We start from the raw sequence: 15,642 nt of genomic DNA on the forward strand, positions 1-15,642 counted from the left end.
CCGATAGTGTTGCTATCGCGCGGCTCTGTTGGTTTTGTCAGTATCTTCCTTCTCAAGGTATCACCATGTACCGCTTACCCCGGTTTATTGTCCTAGCCAAGTGGGTGCCCAGCACATTAGCCCACAGCAGTTTCTTACTGTTCTTGTTGGCCGTGCCCTTGCAGGCAGCCGAATCACCTATACAAAATGCGCCACCTAGCCAAGATTATCCCATTCAAACGACGCCCATGAGTGGTGGCGATGGCTCGGTGGAGCAGTTTGACCATAACGCCTATTCGCTGCCGTTGGGTAATATGTCGATGACCAAGCGGCTGGATTTCAGCGTCGGTAACAGCTTCTTTCGCAACCCTTGGGTGGCGGCGCCCGCCAGCACCGAGGCCCGGGATGGCCTGGGGCCGCTGCTCAATACCAATAGCTGCCAGGGGTGCCACCTTAAAGATGGTCGGGGGCACCCACCCACCGGCGACGAAAACCCCATCGCGCTGTTTCTGCGCCTCTCGCTACCCGCAAGCCAAGCGGATCCAGAAACACTGGAGCAGCGGGGCGCGCTTCCGGTACCTAACTACGGTTTGCAGCTCCAAACCGCGGCGATTAGCGGTGCCAAGCCCGAGGCCAAGCTGGTGATTGAGTATCGTCCTCGGGAAGTGAGTTTCACCGATGGCACCAGCGTCACCTTGCAGGAGCCGCTCTACTCGATTGCCGAGCCCGCTTACGGAGAGCTGCCGGAGTCACTGCAAACTTCGCCACGGTTAGCACCTCCAATGATTGGCCTGGGCCTGCTAGAAGCGATTCCTGAAGCTGACCTTATCGCTGCCGCAGACCCTGACGATGCTGATGGCGACGGGATTTCCGGCCGCTACAACCAGGTATGGGATGTGCGCAGTGGTACCACGGTGCTAGGGCGTTTTGGCTGGAAAGCCGGCGAGCCCAGCATTGAGCAGCAGGGGCTGCACGCCTTTGCCGGGGATATGGGGCTGACCTCCAGTCTGGTGCCACAAACCGACTGCATGGAGAGCCAGGGGTGCGATGATTTTCCTAACGGTGGCACGCCTGAGGTCAGCGATGACGTGGCCGACTTCGTGACCTTCTACGCCTCCAGCTTGGCGGTACCGATGCGACGCAATATGGATGACCCAGCGGTGAAACAGGGCGCTGAGAGATTTAACGCGCTCGGCTGCGCGAGCTGCCATACGCCGCGCCATCGCACCGCTGCGGATGCTGCCCGTCCGGCGCTAGCCAATCAGGAAATATGGCCCTATAGCGACCTACTGCTCCACGATCTGGGCGATGCCCTGGCTGATCATCGCAGCGAGTTCCAGGCCGATGGCCGCGAATGGCGCACCCCGCCGCTGTGGGGCATCGGCTTGGCGCAAACGGTTAACCCCCGGGCTGGTTTTCTCCACGATGGTCGCGCCCGCACTCTGGAAGAGGCGATACTCTGGCACGGTGGTGAGGCAGAAAGCGCTACCCAGGGCTATCGCGCATTGCCCGCTGACCAGCGAGCGGAACTTATACGTTTCCTTGAATCCCTGTAAGTCATTACTGTTAAGGAGTTAACGTGATCGCATCTCTTCGCCGCCTGAGTTTGCTGGCTTGCGCGCTACTCGCGACGCCGCTCTCTTTTGCTACGGACACCCCTACGCCGCGGGAAATGTGGCACGGCGCGGTGGAACTTCAGTATGCTGAGCTGAGCGCCGCCTCCGAGCGCCTGGAAGCTAGCGCCGCACGCTTTTGCCAGAGCCCAGACGAAGCGCTCAGACAGCGGCTGGAAAATGACTGGCTGAGCGCCTATCAAGCTTGGCAGGCGGTGCGTTTTATTCAGTTCGGCCCGGTCGAGCAGAATAGCCGAGGCTGGCAACTGCAATTCTGGCCAGACCGTAAAAACCTGGTGGGCAGCAAGGTGCGCGGCTGGCTGAAGGCAGCCGAAGCCCCGGATGCCCAAGATATCGCCAGTGACAGCGTGGCGATTCAAGGCTTTCCCGCCCTTGAATACTTGCTTTATGACGACGCCATGGACGAACAGGCCCTGAGCGACCCTGGAGCCTGCTCGCTGATGCAGGCCATCACCACGCATCTTGCTGATACCACAAGCGCGCTGCATCGCGACTGGCAGGCCTTTGGCGAGCACTATCTTGAGACTCCTGACTACACGGAGACCACGCTGGCGAGCGCCATCCAGGCTCTCGAAATACTCGAAGATAAACGGCTCGGTGAGCCCATGGGCCTTAAAGGCGCACCCGCCAACGGCTACTTGGCGGAAGCGTGGCGAAGCGGACAAACGGTTCGATTGGTAGAGAGCAGCCTGGAGGGTCTGCGTACCGGCTTCTTGCCGGGGCTCACCGCGCTGTTGCGCGAGGCCGATGCGCTGCCGCTCGCCGAGGCGTTTCGTGATCAGTTGGATAAGACACTCGTTCAGGCCAGCGAACTGCCACCGGGCTTGGTGCCTTCCCTTGAAGACGAAGAGGCGTTTCGCGGTCTGCAGTCGCTCTACCTCGACATCAGCCAGCTACGCCATCTACTGGGTAACGAGATCGCTGGTGAACTGGGGCTGGTACGAGGCTTTAACTCCAGCGATGGGGATTGAACCATGCAGCGACGCCAAGTACTCAAAGTAGGGTTGGGCAGCGTCGCCATGGCGCTGACCCCGCTGAGTTGGGCGCTGCCCGCGCGGGAGGAAGCCGCTTGGCTGTTCAGCGCGGTAGACGACCCCAGAGGAGGGCATTACATCGCCGGGGTGGTATTGGATGGTCAGACCCGCTTTATGATCGAAGTACCCGAGCGCTGCCATGGAGGCTGTCTGCAGCCCGACTCTCGCCAGGCGGTATTGTTTGCTCGCCGCCCTGGCACACGGATGCATGTGATCGATGGGGACAGCCGCCAATTAGCCCACACCATTGCGGCCGGGGAGGGCTACCACTTCTACGGGCATGGCGTTTTCGACCTGAGCGGGCGCTATCTGTATGTCACCGCCAATCGTTTGGAGGACAGCGCCGGGCTAGTGCGCGTTTACGACGCTGCCAACGACTACGCCCATGTGCGCGATATGCCGCTGGGTGGTATCGGGCCTCATGAGCTTAGGCTGATGCCGGATGGTGACACACTGGTGATTGGTTTGGGGGGGATCAAGACTCATCCTGACTATGGCCGGGTTAAACTCAATCTTGATACCATGGCACCAGCGCTGATGCTGCTGGATCGCCACAGCGGCGAGATATTGGCACGTCACGAACCTTCGCACCACCAGCTCAGTTGCCGTCATCTGGATGTGGCGGCGGACGGTACAGTGATCGCTGGCTACCAGTTTGAAGGGCCCGAGTGGGAGACCCATCCGCTGATCTGCCGTCTGGATGCCCAAGGGCACTTCTCTGAGCTGGCGCTGGCCGATGAAGTCACCGCCAGTCTGAAGCACTACACTGCCAGCGTGGCGTTTAGCCGTGTTTCTGGCAATGCCCTGGTGACTGCCCCTCGCGGCAACCGGGTACTGCTGCTGGATGCCGCGCAAGGCAAGCTTGTTGCCAGCCTAGCGCTACCCGACGCCGCCGGCGCCCGCTGCGACGGCAACGGCGGCTTTCTGGTCTCCTCCGGCCAGGGCGGGCTCTACCGAGTAACGCCTGGCTCGGCAACACCCCAACTGGTCGCCAGTCTGGAACTCCGCTGGGATAACCATCTGACATAGTTCTTAGGAATCGCCCTTCGGAATCGCCCTTAGGAATAGCTCTTAGGAATAGCGTTCCGGTTCAGACTACTCTTTGTCAGGCCTCTGTCGCTGCTCGTTTGCCACCCAATATGAATGACGTCTTCTTGGTGAGAGGCGCTGCTGTTAGACTTCAGCGCTCTTTACAGGAAGGCAAGGAGCCCCATGGAACTGCTGCGCTTAGTATTTCATCACTACCGCTGGCCCTTTTTAGGCGCCATTGCTTTGAGCCTATTGAGCGCTGGCTTAGGGGTCGGGGTGATTGCGTTTATCAACCAGCGGCTTATCGAAGTAGGCAGTATGGCGGCGCTGCCGCAATTTCTAGGCCTGCTGGTGGTGCTCCTGGCGGTCACACTCAGTACGCAATTAGCGCTGACCGTGCTGGGGCACCACTTTGTGTTTGATCTACGCTCGCGGCTGGTGAAGCGTATTCTCGACACCGATATTGAGCGCTTGGAGCAGTTGGGCAACGCCACCTTGCTTGCCAGTCTGTCCAGCGATGTGCGTAACATCACTATTGGCTTTGTGCGTCTGCCGGAGCTGATTCAGGGCGTGGTGCTTACGCTTGCCTCGGTGGCCTATTTGGCATGGCTGTCGCCACAAATGGTGGTGATCACGGTGCTGTGGATCGCGTTCACCATGGGTGTGGGGTGGGTGTTGGTGTCGCGGGTGTATCGCCATTTTCGCCTCGTGCGTGAAAGCGAAGACAGTCTGTATAAAGATTTCCAGGCGGCCATTGAAGGGCGCAAAGAACTGGCGCTCAACCGCGACCGTGCCCGGCGCTTTTATGACGAGCGCTATACCGCCAATGCCCGTGACTATCGTCATCATATCATCCGCGCCGATACCTACCATTTAAGCGCTAACAACTGGTCTAACATTATGATGCTGGGCGCCATCGGGGTGGTGTTTTTCCTCTCTAATGGATTGGGCTGGGCGAATACCACGGTGGCTTCCACCTTCGCGCTGACGCTGCTGTTCCTGCGTACGCCGCTGATTCAGGCGGTGGGCGCTTGGCCAACGCTGATCAGTGCCCAGGTCGCGTTTGATAAATTGAGCAGCCTGGAGCTAGCCGAGTACCAGTCAAGCTTTGCCGTCGACGATACGCTGGCCGATTGGCAGCGTCTGGAGCTGGAGGAAGTCACTTATCACTACCCGGACACTGCCCAGGGCGAGGGCTTCCAGGTGGGGCCACTCAATATGACCCTAGAGCGCGGTGAGCAGGTGTTCTTGATCGGCGGCAACGGCAGCGGTAAGTCGACCCTGGCAAGGCTACTCTCGGGGTTATACCGCCCCCAAAGCGGCACTATTAAGATTGATGGCGAGGTGGTCACTGCTGCACAGTGGGAAGCGTTCCGCGCTCGCTTTGCCAGCGTGTTTACCGATTTCCATCAGTTTGATCAGACCATGGGCCCTGAAGGCCTGCCTGCTGACCCGCAGGTCGTTGATACCTGGCTTGAGCGACTGCAGATGCAGCACAAATTGCAGTGGGAGGGTGATCGCGTCATCAACACCCAGCTCTCCCAGGGGCAGCGTAAGCGCCTGGCACTGCTACTAGCGATTGCCGAAAAACGCGATATCCTGCTGCTCGACGAGTGGGCGGCGGATCAAGACCCGCAGTTCCGGCGGCTGTTCTACCGCGAGCTGTTACCGCACTTAAAAGCGATGGGTAAAACCGTGTTTGCTATCAGCCATGACGACAGCTACTTCGTTCACGCTGATCGGTTGCTGGAGATGTCGAAGGGGCAGCTTAGCGAGCTGAAAGGCGAGCAGCGTGCTCGAGCGAGTGAGGACGCTGTTGCGCAAATTAATATCTAAACAGTGTTAAAAATAGCTAACGTTTTAACGGGCGACCTGTTTGGCGCGCTTTCGCGCTTCCAGGTCGCAGCCCTCTAGCGGGCAGGTGCCGCACGTAGCAAACTCATCCAGTAAATAGCGCAGGCAGCAAAGCTTGCGCACCCGCTTAACTTCCTCACTACCCTTGGGCGTAAAGTAACGCACCGGCTGAAACAGCGGGTTGCGCTTGCCGTTGGGCAGGTTGCGCGCTTCCAGCAGCGCCTTGGCAGCCTCAAACGCCTGCCTATTGGCAAGCGGGTGCTCGCCCAGCGCGTTGACGTAAAAGTCCAGATAGCCACCGGCATTGCTCCAGAACACCCGCTGTGCAGCGCCGGAGATAGCCGCTAATTGCTCAATCAACGGTGCCCAGTGCTGCTCAATCAGGGTAGCAAAACGCTCAAACGGGTCGTGAGTGGTTATCGACGTGCCTTCGTGGGGCAACCACAGCCGCGAGGTGGCGCCCTTGTCGTTAAAGATAACCTGCATGTCGCCCAGCCCCACCGGCAGGTCACGGTTAAGCAGCAGGTTGGCTGTCAGTGTGGGAACGGTTAGTGCGCTTAAGTGCCATTTCGACCAGATCGATACCACTGCCCGCTGGTCTCCGTCTGGGTACTGTTCAGCGAAGCGGGAGAGATCTTCTTTGAGCCAATCGGCATTCCGCCAACGGGCTGTTTTGAACGCTTCCAGCGGTGGCGTTCCACCTATTAACGGCGGCGTAAAGTTCGCCAACGGCCCGGTGTAGCAGGACGCTAACGAAGGCTCGAACAGTTGCGGCTGACGTAGAGCAGAGGGCATCGCGGGGCTCCATCACAGGGCTTTAACACAAGGTTTTGACACAGCACACAGGTAAAATATGGCATTCAGCTTAATCGATAATGCGTATCAGTTGAAGCTTTTGATTGCGAATGAGTGCTTTTAAAAGTGTCTGACCTCGGAGAATAGCGCTATTGAGCCACGGCGATATTGTGCTCTCCGTTGGGGTGCTTCATGACCTGCATCGGTAGGCCATAAATCGCCTCTAAGGTGCTGCAGCTCATCAAATCACCCGGGCTGCCATGGGCCAGCAAGCGACCGCTGTGCAGTGCCATCAGCTCGTCGCAGTAGCGCGAGGCCATGTTGATATCGTGCAGTACAATAATCACCCCAAGATTTAGCTCATCGCACAGCTTACGGATCAGCGCCAGCACTTCGATTTGGTGGGCGATATCCAGCGCCGCTAGCGGCTCATCCAACAGCAGGAATCGGCTGCCCTGGGCGAGTAGCATCGCCAACCAGACCCTTTGACGTTCACCACCAGAGAGCGTGTCGACCAAGCGGTCGGCAAAGGCCTCTGTGTGGGTCAGGGCTATGGCGCGATCAATGGCATCTTTGTCTTTCTGGGTGTGGCGGCCCAGAAGCCCGTGCCATGGGTAGCGGCCGAAGGCGACTAGCTCGCGTCCGGTAAGACTTTCTGCACTTGGTAAATGCTGGGGCAGGTAAGCCACCTGACGGGCGAACTCACGATTTCCCCAGTCACTCAGCGGGCGTTGATCAAAGTGAACCTCCCCCTGGCTTACCGGCTGCTGCTGGGCCATGAGCTTGATCAGCGTCGACTTGCCCGAGCCGTTATGGCCAATCAGGCCGTAAACCTTGCCCTCATGAAAACTGTGGTCAATGGGATTTAAAATCTGCTTACCATTGATTTCAAAGGTGGCGCCTTTGACCTCGAACATGAATGACTCCTGGCGATAGGGTTGATGATAATGCCTCCATTCTAGTGCTAATAGTTCTCATTTTTAACAAAAAAATGAAAAGATTTACGTGATAGATGGCAAACGCCGCTTGGGGAAAGCAGGCAAGGGGTAGGTCTCAGGTGATTAGAGATGACGTTGATCGTTTATCAGCAAGACGCTAAACACGCTAGCAGTTGTCCATGCCTCTCGGGGTGCGCCGCAAGTAAACTGTTCCATTGAGAGGGATTCGGCTCGCCAGTGAGATCCGTGACGGTGTAGCCAGCTTCTCTGGCAATCACAATACCGGCGGCGATATCCCAAAAGTCGAGCTTAGCGCCTTGAGACCAAAAAGCATCAAACCGGCCCAGGCTGGTGTAGGCGATCTCCAGCGCCGCCGATCCTGGGCTGCGGATACCGGCCACCTGGGGCATTAGAGCAGCGAGTTGATCTAGGGCCGTCGTACAGTCGCCTTTAGCGTGGTAGGGCAGGCAGGTGCTTACCAGCATCTCGTTCAGTGGGCGCGGTTCAGGCGTAGTGAGCGGCGTGTCGTTGAGGAAGACGCCGGTGCCAAGGCTGGCCCAAAGCATTTCATCAAGCAGCGGTTGATAGACAACGCCGATGATCAGCTCATCGCCCTTAGTAACCGCGATGGAGACTGAGAAGTGAGGTACCCCATGCAAAAAGTTGCTGGTGCCATCGAGAGGGTCAATGATGACGGTATAGTCACTATCGGTGGGTGTAAGCCCGCTCTCTTCACCTAGGAAAGCGATATCGGGAAAGGCGCTATTGATACAGTCGATAATGATGTTCTCTGCGGCCGTATCGTAGTAGCTGACAAAGTCTGACGCCCCCTTTTGCTCAAAGGCGATTCTGCCCTTTAGCGAATATCCCTCGCGTAACAGCGCACCTGCCTCGTACGCCGCCTGTTTCACCGTTTCGAGTAGGTCGTTACTGCTATCGAGCATTGTATTTCCCCTGGGCATTCATCGTGCCTTAGTGAATGGCAAAAACTGTATGCATTCAATGTAACTAGCCATTCATGACGCGGAGATGACAGTGGCGGATAGATTGGTAGCTAAGCCAAGGTCTCCACCTCAAACGCCACAATTTGGCGCTCAACGCTGGAAAACTCCACGCCGATCAGGTGGATGGGCTTGCCCGAAGCGCGGTGCTTATCGGCATAGCCTTTATGTTTGATCTGCTCCAGCGCTTTACCTTCCGGCAGTTGTTCCACCACTTTGAACTCAAACAGGTAGATATGCCCACCAAAGTCCACGCTCATATCCACCTTGCCGTGGTGGCTGGCGTCTTCCACGGTTACATCCAGCCCCAAGGCCGCAAAGTGGCTGTAAAAGACACTGGCATAGTGGCCTTCGTATTTGGCGATGGGGTTGTTGCGGTACCAGTCATGGGGGAGTCCGGCGTAGAGCGCCTTTAAGTGAGCTTCCAACGCAGCAAGGTCATGGCGCTGAAAAGTGTCAAATAACGCCAGTTGGTAGGTTTGCGCATCGCTTGTGTTAATACCCAATACTGGCAGCAATAAATCGTTAAGGCTGCTTTCTACCTCCCTGTTCGGAAAGCCCAGCGTATAGAGGCGATAACCCAGCATGGGTTCCTGCACGTCTTTAATGGTGATGTAGCCGGTTTGGAACAGCAGCCCTTCGGTGGTGATATCGTCGACATCAAAGCGGCCGAGCAACTGTGCTTTTGCTTGCAAGGTCTCCAATCGAGGGGTAAACACCCCGCGTTGTTTGAGAATATCGACCAAAAACGTTGGCGTCGCGGACTCAAACCAGTACGGGCCGAATTCTTGCTCTTGGAACAGCAATAGTACATCGAAGGGATTGTAGACAGAGGTAACCTCACGACCACCCCAGCGATAGCCGTTATACCACTGTTTGATTTCCTGACGGTCTAACCCAGAAAGTTCAGGTTCAAATACGGTATCGATATCGTCATCGGTATAACCACACAAGGTTGCATAGTCGGGCGAAAGGGTAATATCGCGGAGATTGTTCAAGCCCGAAAACAGGCTGACCTTGCTGAATTTGGAAACGCCGGTAAGCAGCACGAAGTGTAGGTGCGGGTCGGCGTCTTTCAGCACGCTGTAAAGGTTCTTCAAACCCTCGCGCAGTTCCCGGGCACGCTCCGGCGCCAGGATGTTATCCAGAATCGGCTTGTCGTACTCATCAATCAGAATGACCACCCGTTGACCACGCTGCTGGTGGGCGGCACGAATGAGGGCAGAAAATTCACCCGGTATATCGGTTTTATGGTGGTGGGTAATGCCGAGTTGCTCACGCTGGACGCGTAGCTGCTCACGGATACGTTCATCCAACCCTTCACGGCTCTGCATCACGCCATCGGCAAAGCTAATACGAATCACCGGGTAGCGCTGCTGCCAATCCCACCTGTCGTGGAGATACAGCCCTTCGAACAGCGCCTGGCGACCTTCAAACAGGCAACGCAGGGTGTCCAGCAAGAGACTTTTGCCGAAGCGGCGTGGCCGCGAGAGGAAGTAGTATTTGTTCTGGTTAACCAAACGCTCAATGTGCGGTGTCTTATCGACGTAGTAATAGTTCCCTTCGCGGATATCCGAGAACGTCTGAATCCCGATGGGTAGCTTACGGCGGTGGGCATCCGGCATAGTGGGTCTCCAGAGCAAAGCAGCGATACGAGCAGCAGTTTAGCATGCTCACAGATGGGTGTTACGACCTACTCAAGAGTCTCCACCTCAAACGCCACAATCTGGCGCTCAACGCTGGAAAACTCCACGCCGATCAGGTGGATGGGCTTGCCCGAAGCGCGGTGCTTATCGGCATAGCCTTTATGTTTGATCTGCTCCAGCGCTTTACCTTCCGGCAGTTGTTCCACCACTTTGAACTCAAACAGGTAGATATGCCCACCAAAGTCCACGCTCATATCCACCTTGCCATGGTGGCTGGCGTCTTCCACGGTTACATCCAGCCCCAAGGCCGCAAAGTGGCTGTAAAAGACGCTGGCATAATGCCCTTCGTATTTGGCGATGGGATTGTTGCGGTACCAGTCGTGGGGCAGACCTGCGTAGAGCGCTTTGAGGTGCGTTTCCAATCCGGCCAGGTCGTGCTGGCTTAAATGACGAAACAGTGTTCTGCGCTCGCGTGGGGCGTTCTCGACCCCCAGTGACGGCAGCAGCGCATGGTTGAGACTGGTTTCGACTTCGCGGTTAGGGAAGCCAAGGGTGTACTGGCGGTAGCCTCGCAGAGGCTCTTCTACTTGCTGAATGGTGAGGTAGCCGGTTTGAAACAGCAGACCTTCAGTGCTGATCTGGTCAACATCAAACTGGCTGAGCAATTCATACTCGGTTTCCCAATGATCCAATGACGGGGTAAATACTCCGCGCTGCTTGAGGATATCCACCAAAAATGTCGGTGTGGCAGACTCAAACCAGTACGGGCCGAACTCGCGTTTCTGAAACAGTAACAGCACGTCGAAGGGATTGTAGACGGGCGTTACCTCACGGCCACCCCAGCGGTAGCCGTTATACCACTGGCGGATCGCCTCGCGATCAAGGCCGGGCAACTCAGCGGTGAACACCGTGTCAATGTCCTCGTCGGTATAGCCGCAAATCGTGCTGAAGGGGGCATCCAGAGTGATATCGTTGAGGTTATTCAATCCTGAGAAAAGGCTGACCTTACTGAATTTGGAAACGCCGGTGAGCAACACAAAGTGCAAGTATGGGTCGGCGTCTTTAATAACGCTGTAAAGGTTCTTCAAACCCTCACGCAATTCCCGGGCGCGCTCCGGTACCAGGATATTGTCCAGAATCGGCTTGTCGTACTCGTCAATCAGGATGACCACCCGCTGACCACTCTGCTGGTGGGCGGCACGAATGAGGGCGGAAAATTCACCCGGTATATCGGTTTTATGGTGGTGGGTAATGCCGAGTTGCTCACGCTGGACGCGTAGCTGCTCACGGATACGTTCATCCAACCCTTCACGGCTCTGCATCACGCCATCGGCAAAGCTAATACGAATCACCGGGTAGCGCTGCTGCCAATCCCACCTGTCGTGGAGATACAGCCCTTCGAACAGCGCCTGGCGACCTTCAAACAGGCAACGCAGGGTGTCCAGCAAGAGACTTTTGCCGAAGCGGCGTGGCCGCGAGAGGAAGTAGTATTTGTTCTGGTTAACCAAACGCTCAATGTGCGGTGTCTTATCGACGTAGTAATAGTTCCCTTCGCGGATATCCGAGAACGTCTGAATCCCGATGGGTAGCTTACGGCGGTGGGCATCCGTCACGGTGGGTCTCCAGAGCAAAAAAACAACGTTACGACCAATAGTCTAGCATGCTCACCGATTGCATTGCGCAGTGACGAGCTTGCCTGTGGAGGGCGCATGTGGCCACACAGAGTGAATTTTACTGCTTTAGACAAAAAGAGTAAGCCACTAGTTTGTATCGACAGAGGCACTGCCTGTGCGATTGCTTTCAGTCAGGTGGCTGACAAGGCTATCGGCAAAGCGTCGGGCGGCTGGTAGTCCTCCCCAAGACCAATAATTGACAGGAATAATCGTATAATTTCCCTGTTTCACGCTTGGCAAGTGTCGCCACTGGCCATCGGATAGGAGTTGTCTCACACCTCCGTCTGGGCCGTAGGGGCTGTCAAGAAACACTAGTTTCGCATCGATATCAAACAGAGGCGTTGCGTTGACGGTTGTCATTCCCCATTGGCCTAAATCCCCCTGCCAGGCGTTCTGGAGGCCAAGGTGATTTAACATCATGCCTTCAACACTTCCTGTGCCATATACACGGGCATGGCGCTCATCCATCAGGCGCACCAGTAAAACGTGGGAGTCGATATCATTAAGCGCTTGCTTTAGCGCAGCGAAGTGGTGGCGGGACTGCTCGATATAATGCTCCGCAGCGTTAGGATGACCAACCAAATCGCCAAGCTGACGCGTCAATTCCTCGATGGTTTCCCAGTCGTTATGGTCGCCATCGCTATCGGCAAATTTATAAAGCGGGTATTCCTTAACCTCCGCAATTTTTCTGAGCCGTGGGAGTAAGCTGGCATGAGCAGGCGGTGAAATTAGAATATGTTGTGGGGGATCGCTTGCCAGTAGCTCAAGGTTAGGGAGGTGGCGATAACCCAGGTTAGTCGTATCGGGAATAACGCCATCTTGACGGGAGTAGGTTTCATACCCTTCAAGGCCCGACAGAAACCTAGGCGGGTGACCAATGGCATTGAGGGTCTCCGCGATAGCGAAGTCAAACGTTGCTAATGGCACCACTCCGTTTTTATCGCTGGCCGTCGATACATTGCCCATCAATAAGCTGATAAGCAATGCGATCGATAAGATCATGCTTTTTTTAGGGCGTACAGGGGGATAAAAAGTCCCATTTTGATATGTCACGATCATGCCTGTGTTTAGCGAATAAAGAAGCGCCTTCATCACCACTGATAGGACGCCGTGCCTACAACACTGCGAGGCTCTCCGTAATAACATGCGTAGGTGCAGGACTCGATATAGGTTTCATCGGTCAGGTTGGTCGCATTCAAGGAAAGTAACCATGGGCCCGTCTCATAGCTGACCATGGCATCAACCAGGGTAAAATCAGGCACTTCGCCATCAAGGTGGGCGTTAGGAAGCGTTGATCCAACATAGCGTACCCCCGCCCCCAGTTTGAGTCCCGGCAGACCGAAATCACTGAAGCGATAGTCACCCCATAGTGAGAACTGGTTGTAGGGCGCCTGACCGGTTCGTTCCCCGACTTTTTCGGGGGTCGCCGGGCTGCTTTTTGTTGTTCGGGCATCAGTGTAGGCATACGCTGCGACCAGATTGGCATTGAGGCCGATCTCCGTCTTGGCCTCCAGCTCGACACCCCGAGAGCGCACTTCGCCTATTTGTGTCTGGAAGTTAGTGTTGACCGGGTCGGCGACCAGCACGTTATCTTGAGTCAATTCGTAAGCGGTGGCGGTGAGCATGGTATCGAACCCCTTGGGCTGATAGCGGATGCCTACCTCGTACTGCTCGCCTTGGGTGGGCTCGAACTGATTGCCGTTGCGATCGGTGCCAGTCGCTACCTCAAAGGATTGACTGAAGCTGGCGAAGGGTGCCAAGCCATTATCGGCCAGGTAAACGAATCCAACACGACCGGTGAAAGCATCATCATCCTGCTGTTGTTCTTGAGAGGGATCGAAGTACCGAGCAGCTTCGGTATCCGTCCAATCTTGACGCCCGCCCAGCATGACTACCCATTTATCGGCAATCTTCATCTGGTTCTGAACATACAGTCCCACCTGCTGCTTACGGCTCAGATTGGAATAGTTATTAGGGGTGCTTTCACCCAATTGCCCACTTCCATAGGCAGGGTTATAGAGATCCAGAGCAGGAACGCTCTGCTGGTAGCGTTCTGTTTCGTGGCGCTGGCGGACATAGTCAAGGCCGACCAGAGAGGTATTGGTTGTCGTTCCGGCCTCCCAGTCATACTGCAAGGACGTATCGGAGGAGATTGCCCTGGAAGCATCACGCCGATCATGGGCGGTTCTGGAAAAAAGTCGCCCAGCGGAGCTTTGAGGCTGCTGAACAATACCGATGTTGTCGAAGTTTCTATCTGAGTGGAAGCTGCGCAAATTGTGGCGCAGCTTCAGGCGGTTGGAAAAATCGTGCTCGAACAGATAACCAAGTGAGTAGCTTTCGTTATCGTAGTCATCGAATCCAGGTTCACCAACGAACCGCTCCCGCGGTATATCGCCATTGGGGTTGGCAAGAATAGTGCCACTGGCAGGCAGCCCATAGATATAAGTCGTCTCGTCCCGCTGATACTCACTGAGCAGGATGAGCGAGGTATCCTCGTTTGGCTGCCACTTAAAGGCAGGCGCGATGTAGGTGCGATCATCTGGCACATGGTCGACAAAGGTGTTGCTATCGCGGCGAAGCATGGTTAAACGGTAGGAAAACTCACCATCTTCATCCAGGGAGTCAGAGAAGTCCGCAGATACCTGGCGCCGATCAAAACTGCCTACCTGGAGATTAACTTCGCGCAGGAGCTCACTGGTAGGGCGCTTACTGACCGCATTGATCAAGCCCCCGGGAGACGCCACGCCATAGAGAATTGACGATGGGCCCTTGAGTACCTCCAACCTTTCCAGGCCATAGAGCTCCTGCTGGGCATCGAATACGTTAACCTGATACTTGCTGCCATCCCGGTAACTGTTATACACACTGAAACCGCGAATCATCATGCTGTCGTGGGTTGTATCAGCTCCTCCTCCGCCATAAGCGCTTGATACGCCCGCTGTGTAGCCCAGCGCCTGGTTGACGTTCCGTGCGCCATAGTTGCGAAACTCCTGGCTACCAATCACGGAAATCGATTGCGGTGTTTCAATGATCGGCGTGTCGGTTTTGGTGCCGGTTGCGCTGCGGGTGGCGGCAATACCCAGCACAGGCCCTGTAGCTTCTTCATAAAGACGACTTTCCGTGACTTGCAGTGTGGGTAGCGCGGTGGAGGTTTCACTACCTGAAGATGCCCTCTGTTCGGCCTGCTGAGCAAACACAGCCGTCGGCGTGTTGCAGACAGCCACTGCAACGGCAGCCGTTAGCCACCGCTTGCGGAAAGTAGGTTGGTTCAAGAATATTCTCCTTGCATAGAGTTCGTTTTAATTTTTAATGTTAATCATTATTGTTTGTATTATGAATGTCTTTTATGCAGTGTCAACGCTGCTTAATGAGCTTGGGCAAGTCTGCCCAAGCAGGTGAAGGTCGTGGCTTCTGAAAATAACGTCAACAAGCATATCGTTATAAAAAGTGAGTTAGCTCTCACCAGTTGACTTGCCAGGCTCTAACGCAAATAATAATTATTGCCATTTATTCCGTGGTGTTAATCAAGGCAGGAGGCCGAGCTGTGGATACCCAGACCTGGAGCGCTGAGTTAGAAGATATCTTCGTTAATCAGCGGCCCCGGCTCTGCTGTGTCGCCGCAAGAGTCTTGGGCAATGCTGATCAAGCCGATGATGTCGTGCAGGACGCCTATCTAAAAATTTCGGAAGCAACCACGCTTTTTGAGGTGAAGCAGCCTATATCTTACGTGTCACGTGTGGTGCGCAACCTCGCCATTGACCGCTGCCGCCGTTCGGCGTTTGAGTCAACTTTGTTTGCAAAAGAAGAGGAAGGGGATACCACCTCTTACGCGTCACACTCCCCAGAGGTGATCGCGATTGATCGCCAGGCCTTGGCCCAGGTGGTTAACGCTTTGGATGAGCTGCCCGAGCGTACGCGGCGCGCTTTTGAGCTCTATCGTTCGGGAAGTCATACGCAGCGGGAAGTGGCCCACTTGTTAGGTATTTCCACCACGTTAGTTAATTTTATGATTCGCGATGCATTGACGCATTGCCGCCAGTCGCTACAAGGTTAAACGTT

General features: G+C 55.7%; 12 protein-coding genes. 5 read left to right on the top strand and 7 right to left on the bottom strand.

What is annotated here, in order from left to right; all coding sequences use genetic code 11:
- The first annotated feature begins 65 nt into the window (after nucleotides 1–65).
- The 4 genes from E0L35_RS04330 to E0L35_RS04345 all read left to right on the top strand — a co-directional run bounded on the left by E0L35_RS04330 (nucleotide 66) and on the right by E0L35_RS04345 (nucleotide 5,512).
- Nucleotides 66–1,535, top strand: a complete 1,470-nt coding sequence (locus E0L35_RS04330) for a di-heme oxidoredictase family protein (RefSeq protein ID WP_009286894.1) — start codon at nucleotides 66–68, stop codon at nucleotides 1,533–1,535.
- A 23-nt stretch (nucleotides 1,536–1,558) separates the two neighbouring features.
- Nucleotides 1,559–2,584: an imelysin family protein gene (locus tag E0L35_RS04335; protein WP_009286895.1), complete on the top strand. Its 1,026-nt coding sequence runs from the start codon at nucleotides 1,559–1,561 to the stop codon at nucleotides 2,582–2,584.
- A gap of 3 nt (nucleotides 2,585–2,587) precedes the next feature.
- A complete protein-coding gene (locus tag E0L35_RS04340; RefSeq protein ID WP_138799720.1) occupies nucleotides 2,588–3,676 on the top strand; it encodes a DUF1513 domain-containing protein in 1,089 nt (362 codons plus the stop codon).
- Nucleotides 3,677–3,859: 183 nt separating this feature from the next.
- Nucleotides 3,860–5,512: a multidrug ABC transporter permease/ATP-binding protein gene (locus tag E0L35_RS04345; protein WP_138799721.1), complete on the top strand. Its 1,653-nt coding sequence runs from the start codon at nucleotides 3,860–3,862 to the stop codon at nucleotides 5,510–5,512.
- A gap of 24 nt (nucleotides 5,513–5,536) precedes the next feature.
- Here the strand turns inward: E0L35_RS04345 and fhuF are convergent, their stop codons facing one another.
- The 7 genes from fhuF to E0L35_RS04380 form a co-directional block, all read right to left on the bottom strand.
- Nucleotides 5,537–6,325 (bottom strand): siderophore-iron reductase FhuF, encoded by a 789-nt coding sequence (gene fhuF / locus E0L35_RS04350; protein ID WP_138799722.1) that lies wholly within the window; start codon nucleotides 6,323–6,325, stop codon nucleotides 5,537–5,539.
- 149 nt (nucleotides 6,326–6,474) lie between these two features.
- Entirely contained in the window at nucleotides 6,475–7,242 is a 768-nt protein-coding gene (locus E0L35_RS04355; protein ID WP_027957190.1) for an ATP-binding cassette domain-containing protein, read from the bottom strand.
- A 167-nt stretch (nucleotides 7,243–7,409) separates the two neighbouring features.
- Nucleotides 7,410–8,207 carry an inositol monophosphatase family protein gene (locus tag E0L35_RS04360; RefSeq protein WP_138799723.1) on the bottom strand — a complete coding sequence of 266 codons (798 nt, stop codon included), beginning with the start codon at nucleotides 8,205–8,207 and terminating at the stop codon, nucleotides 7,410–7,412.
- 110 nt (nucleotides 8,208–8,317) lie between these two features.
- A complete protein-coding gene (locus E0L35_RS04365; RefSeq protein ID WP_138799724.1) occupies nucleotides 8,318–9,889 on the bottom strand; it encodes an ATP-binding protein in 1,572 nt (523 codons plus the stop codon).
- Nucleotides 9,890–9,957: 68 nt separating this feature from the next.
- Nucleotides 9,958–11,523: an ATP-binding protein gene (locus E0L35_RS04370; RefSeq protein WP_138799725.1), complete on the bottom strand. Its 1,566-nt coding sequence runs from the start codon at nucleotides 11,521–11,523 to the stop codon at nucleotides 9,958–9,960.
- Nucleotides 11,524–11,670: 147 nt separating this feature from the next.
- Complete coding sequence (locus E0L35_RS04375; RefSeq protein WP_171051113.1) at nucleotides 11,671–12,585, bottom strand: ABC transporter substrate-binding protein; 915 nt, start codon at nucleotides 12,583–12,585, stop codon at nucleotides 11,671–11,673.
- Nucleotides 12,586–12,674: 89 nt separating this feature from the next.
- On the bottom strand, nucleotides 12,675–14,855 hold the full coding sequence (locus E0L35_RS04380) for a TonB-dependent siderophore receptor (RefSeq protein WP_138799727.1): 2,181 nt from the start codon (nucleotides 14,853–14,855) through the stop codon (nucleotides 12,675–12,677).
- A gap of 272 nt (nucleotides 14,856–15,127) precedes the next feature.
- On the opposite strand from E0L35_RS04380, the gene E0L35_RS04385 reads away from it, so the two are divergent.
- Nucleotides 15,128–15,637, top strand: coding sequence for an RNA polymerase factor sigma-70 (locus E0L35_RS04385; protein WP_236557244.1), 510 nt, complete (start codon nucleotides 15,128–15,130; stop codon nucleotides 15,635–15,637).
- The last annotated feature ends 5 nt before the right edge of the window (nucleotides 15,638–15,642 follow it).

Origin of the sequence: Halomonas sp. ATBC28 (assembly GCF_005937175.1) — a bacterium.
Lineage (GTDB): Bacteria > Pseudomonadota > Gammaproteobacteria > Pseudomonadales > Halomonadaceae > Vreelandella > Vreelandella titanicae.

What these genes read in the sequence shown, in the direction of transcription:
- fhuF (WP_138799722.1), bottom strand. Translation starts at nt 6,325, where the DNA reads ATGCCCTCTGCTCTACGTCAGCCGCAACTGTTCGAGCCTTCGTTAGCG.
- E0L35_RS04355 (WP_027957190.1), bottom strand. Translation starts at nt 7,242, where the DNA reads ATGTTCGAGGTCAAAGGCGCCACCTTTGAAATCAATGGTAAGCAGATT.
- E0L35_RS04375 (WP_171051113.1), bottom strand. Translation starts at nt 12,585, where the DNA reads ATGATCTTATCGATCGCATTGCTTATCAGCTTATTGATGGGCAATGTA.
- E0L35_RS04345 (WP_138799721.1), top strand. Translation starts at nt 3,860, where the DNA reads ATGGAACTGCTGCGCTTAGTATTTCATCACTACCGCTGGCCCTTTTTA.
- E0L35_RS04330 (WP_009286894.1), top strand. Translation starts at nt 66, where the DNA reads ATGTACCGCTTACCCCGGTTTATTGTCCTAGCCAAGTGGGTGCCCAGC.
- E0L35_RS04365 (WP_138799724.1), bottom strand. Translation starts at nt 9,889, where the DNA reads ATGCCGGATGCCCACCGCCGTAAGCTACCCATCGGGATTCAGACGTTC.
- E0L35_RS04340 (WP_138799720.1), top strand. Translation starts at nt 2,588, where the DNA reads ATGCAGCGACGCCAAGTACTCAAAGTAGGGTTGGGCAGCGTCGCCATG.
- E0L35_RS04360 (WP_138799723.1), bottom strand. Translation starts at nt 8,207, where the DNA reads ATGCTCGATAGCAGTAACGACCTACTCGAAACGGTGAAACAGGCGGCG.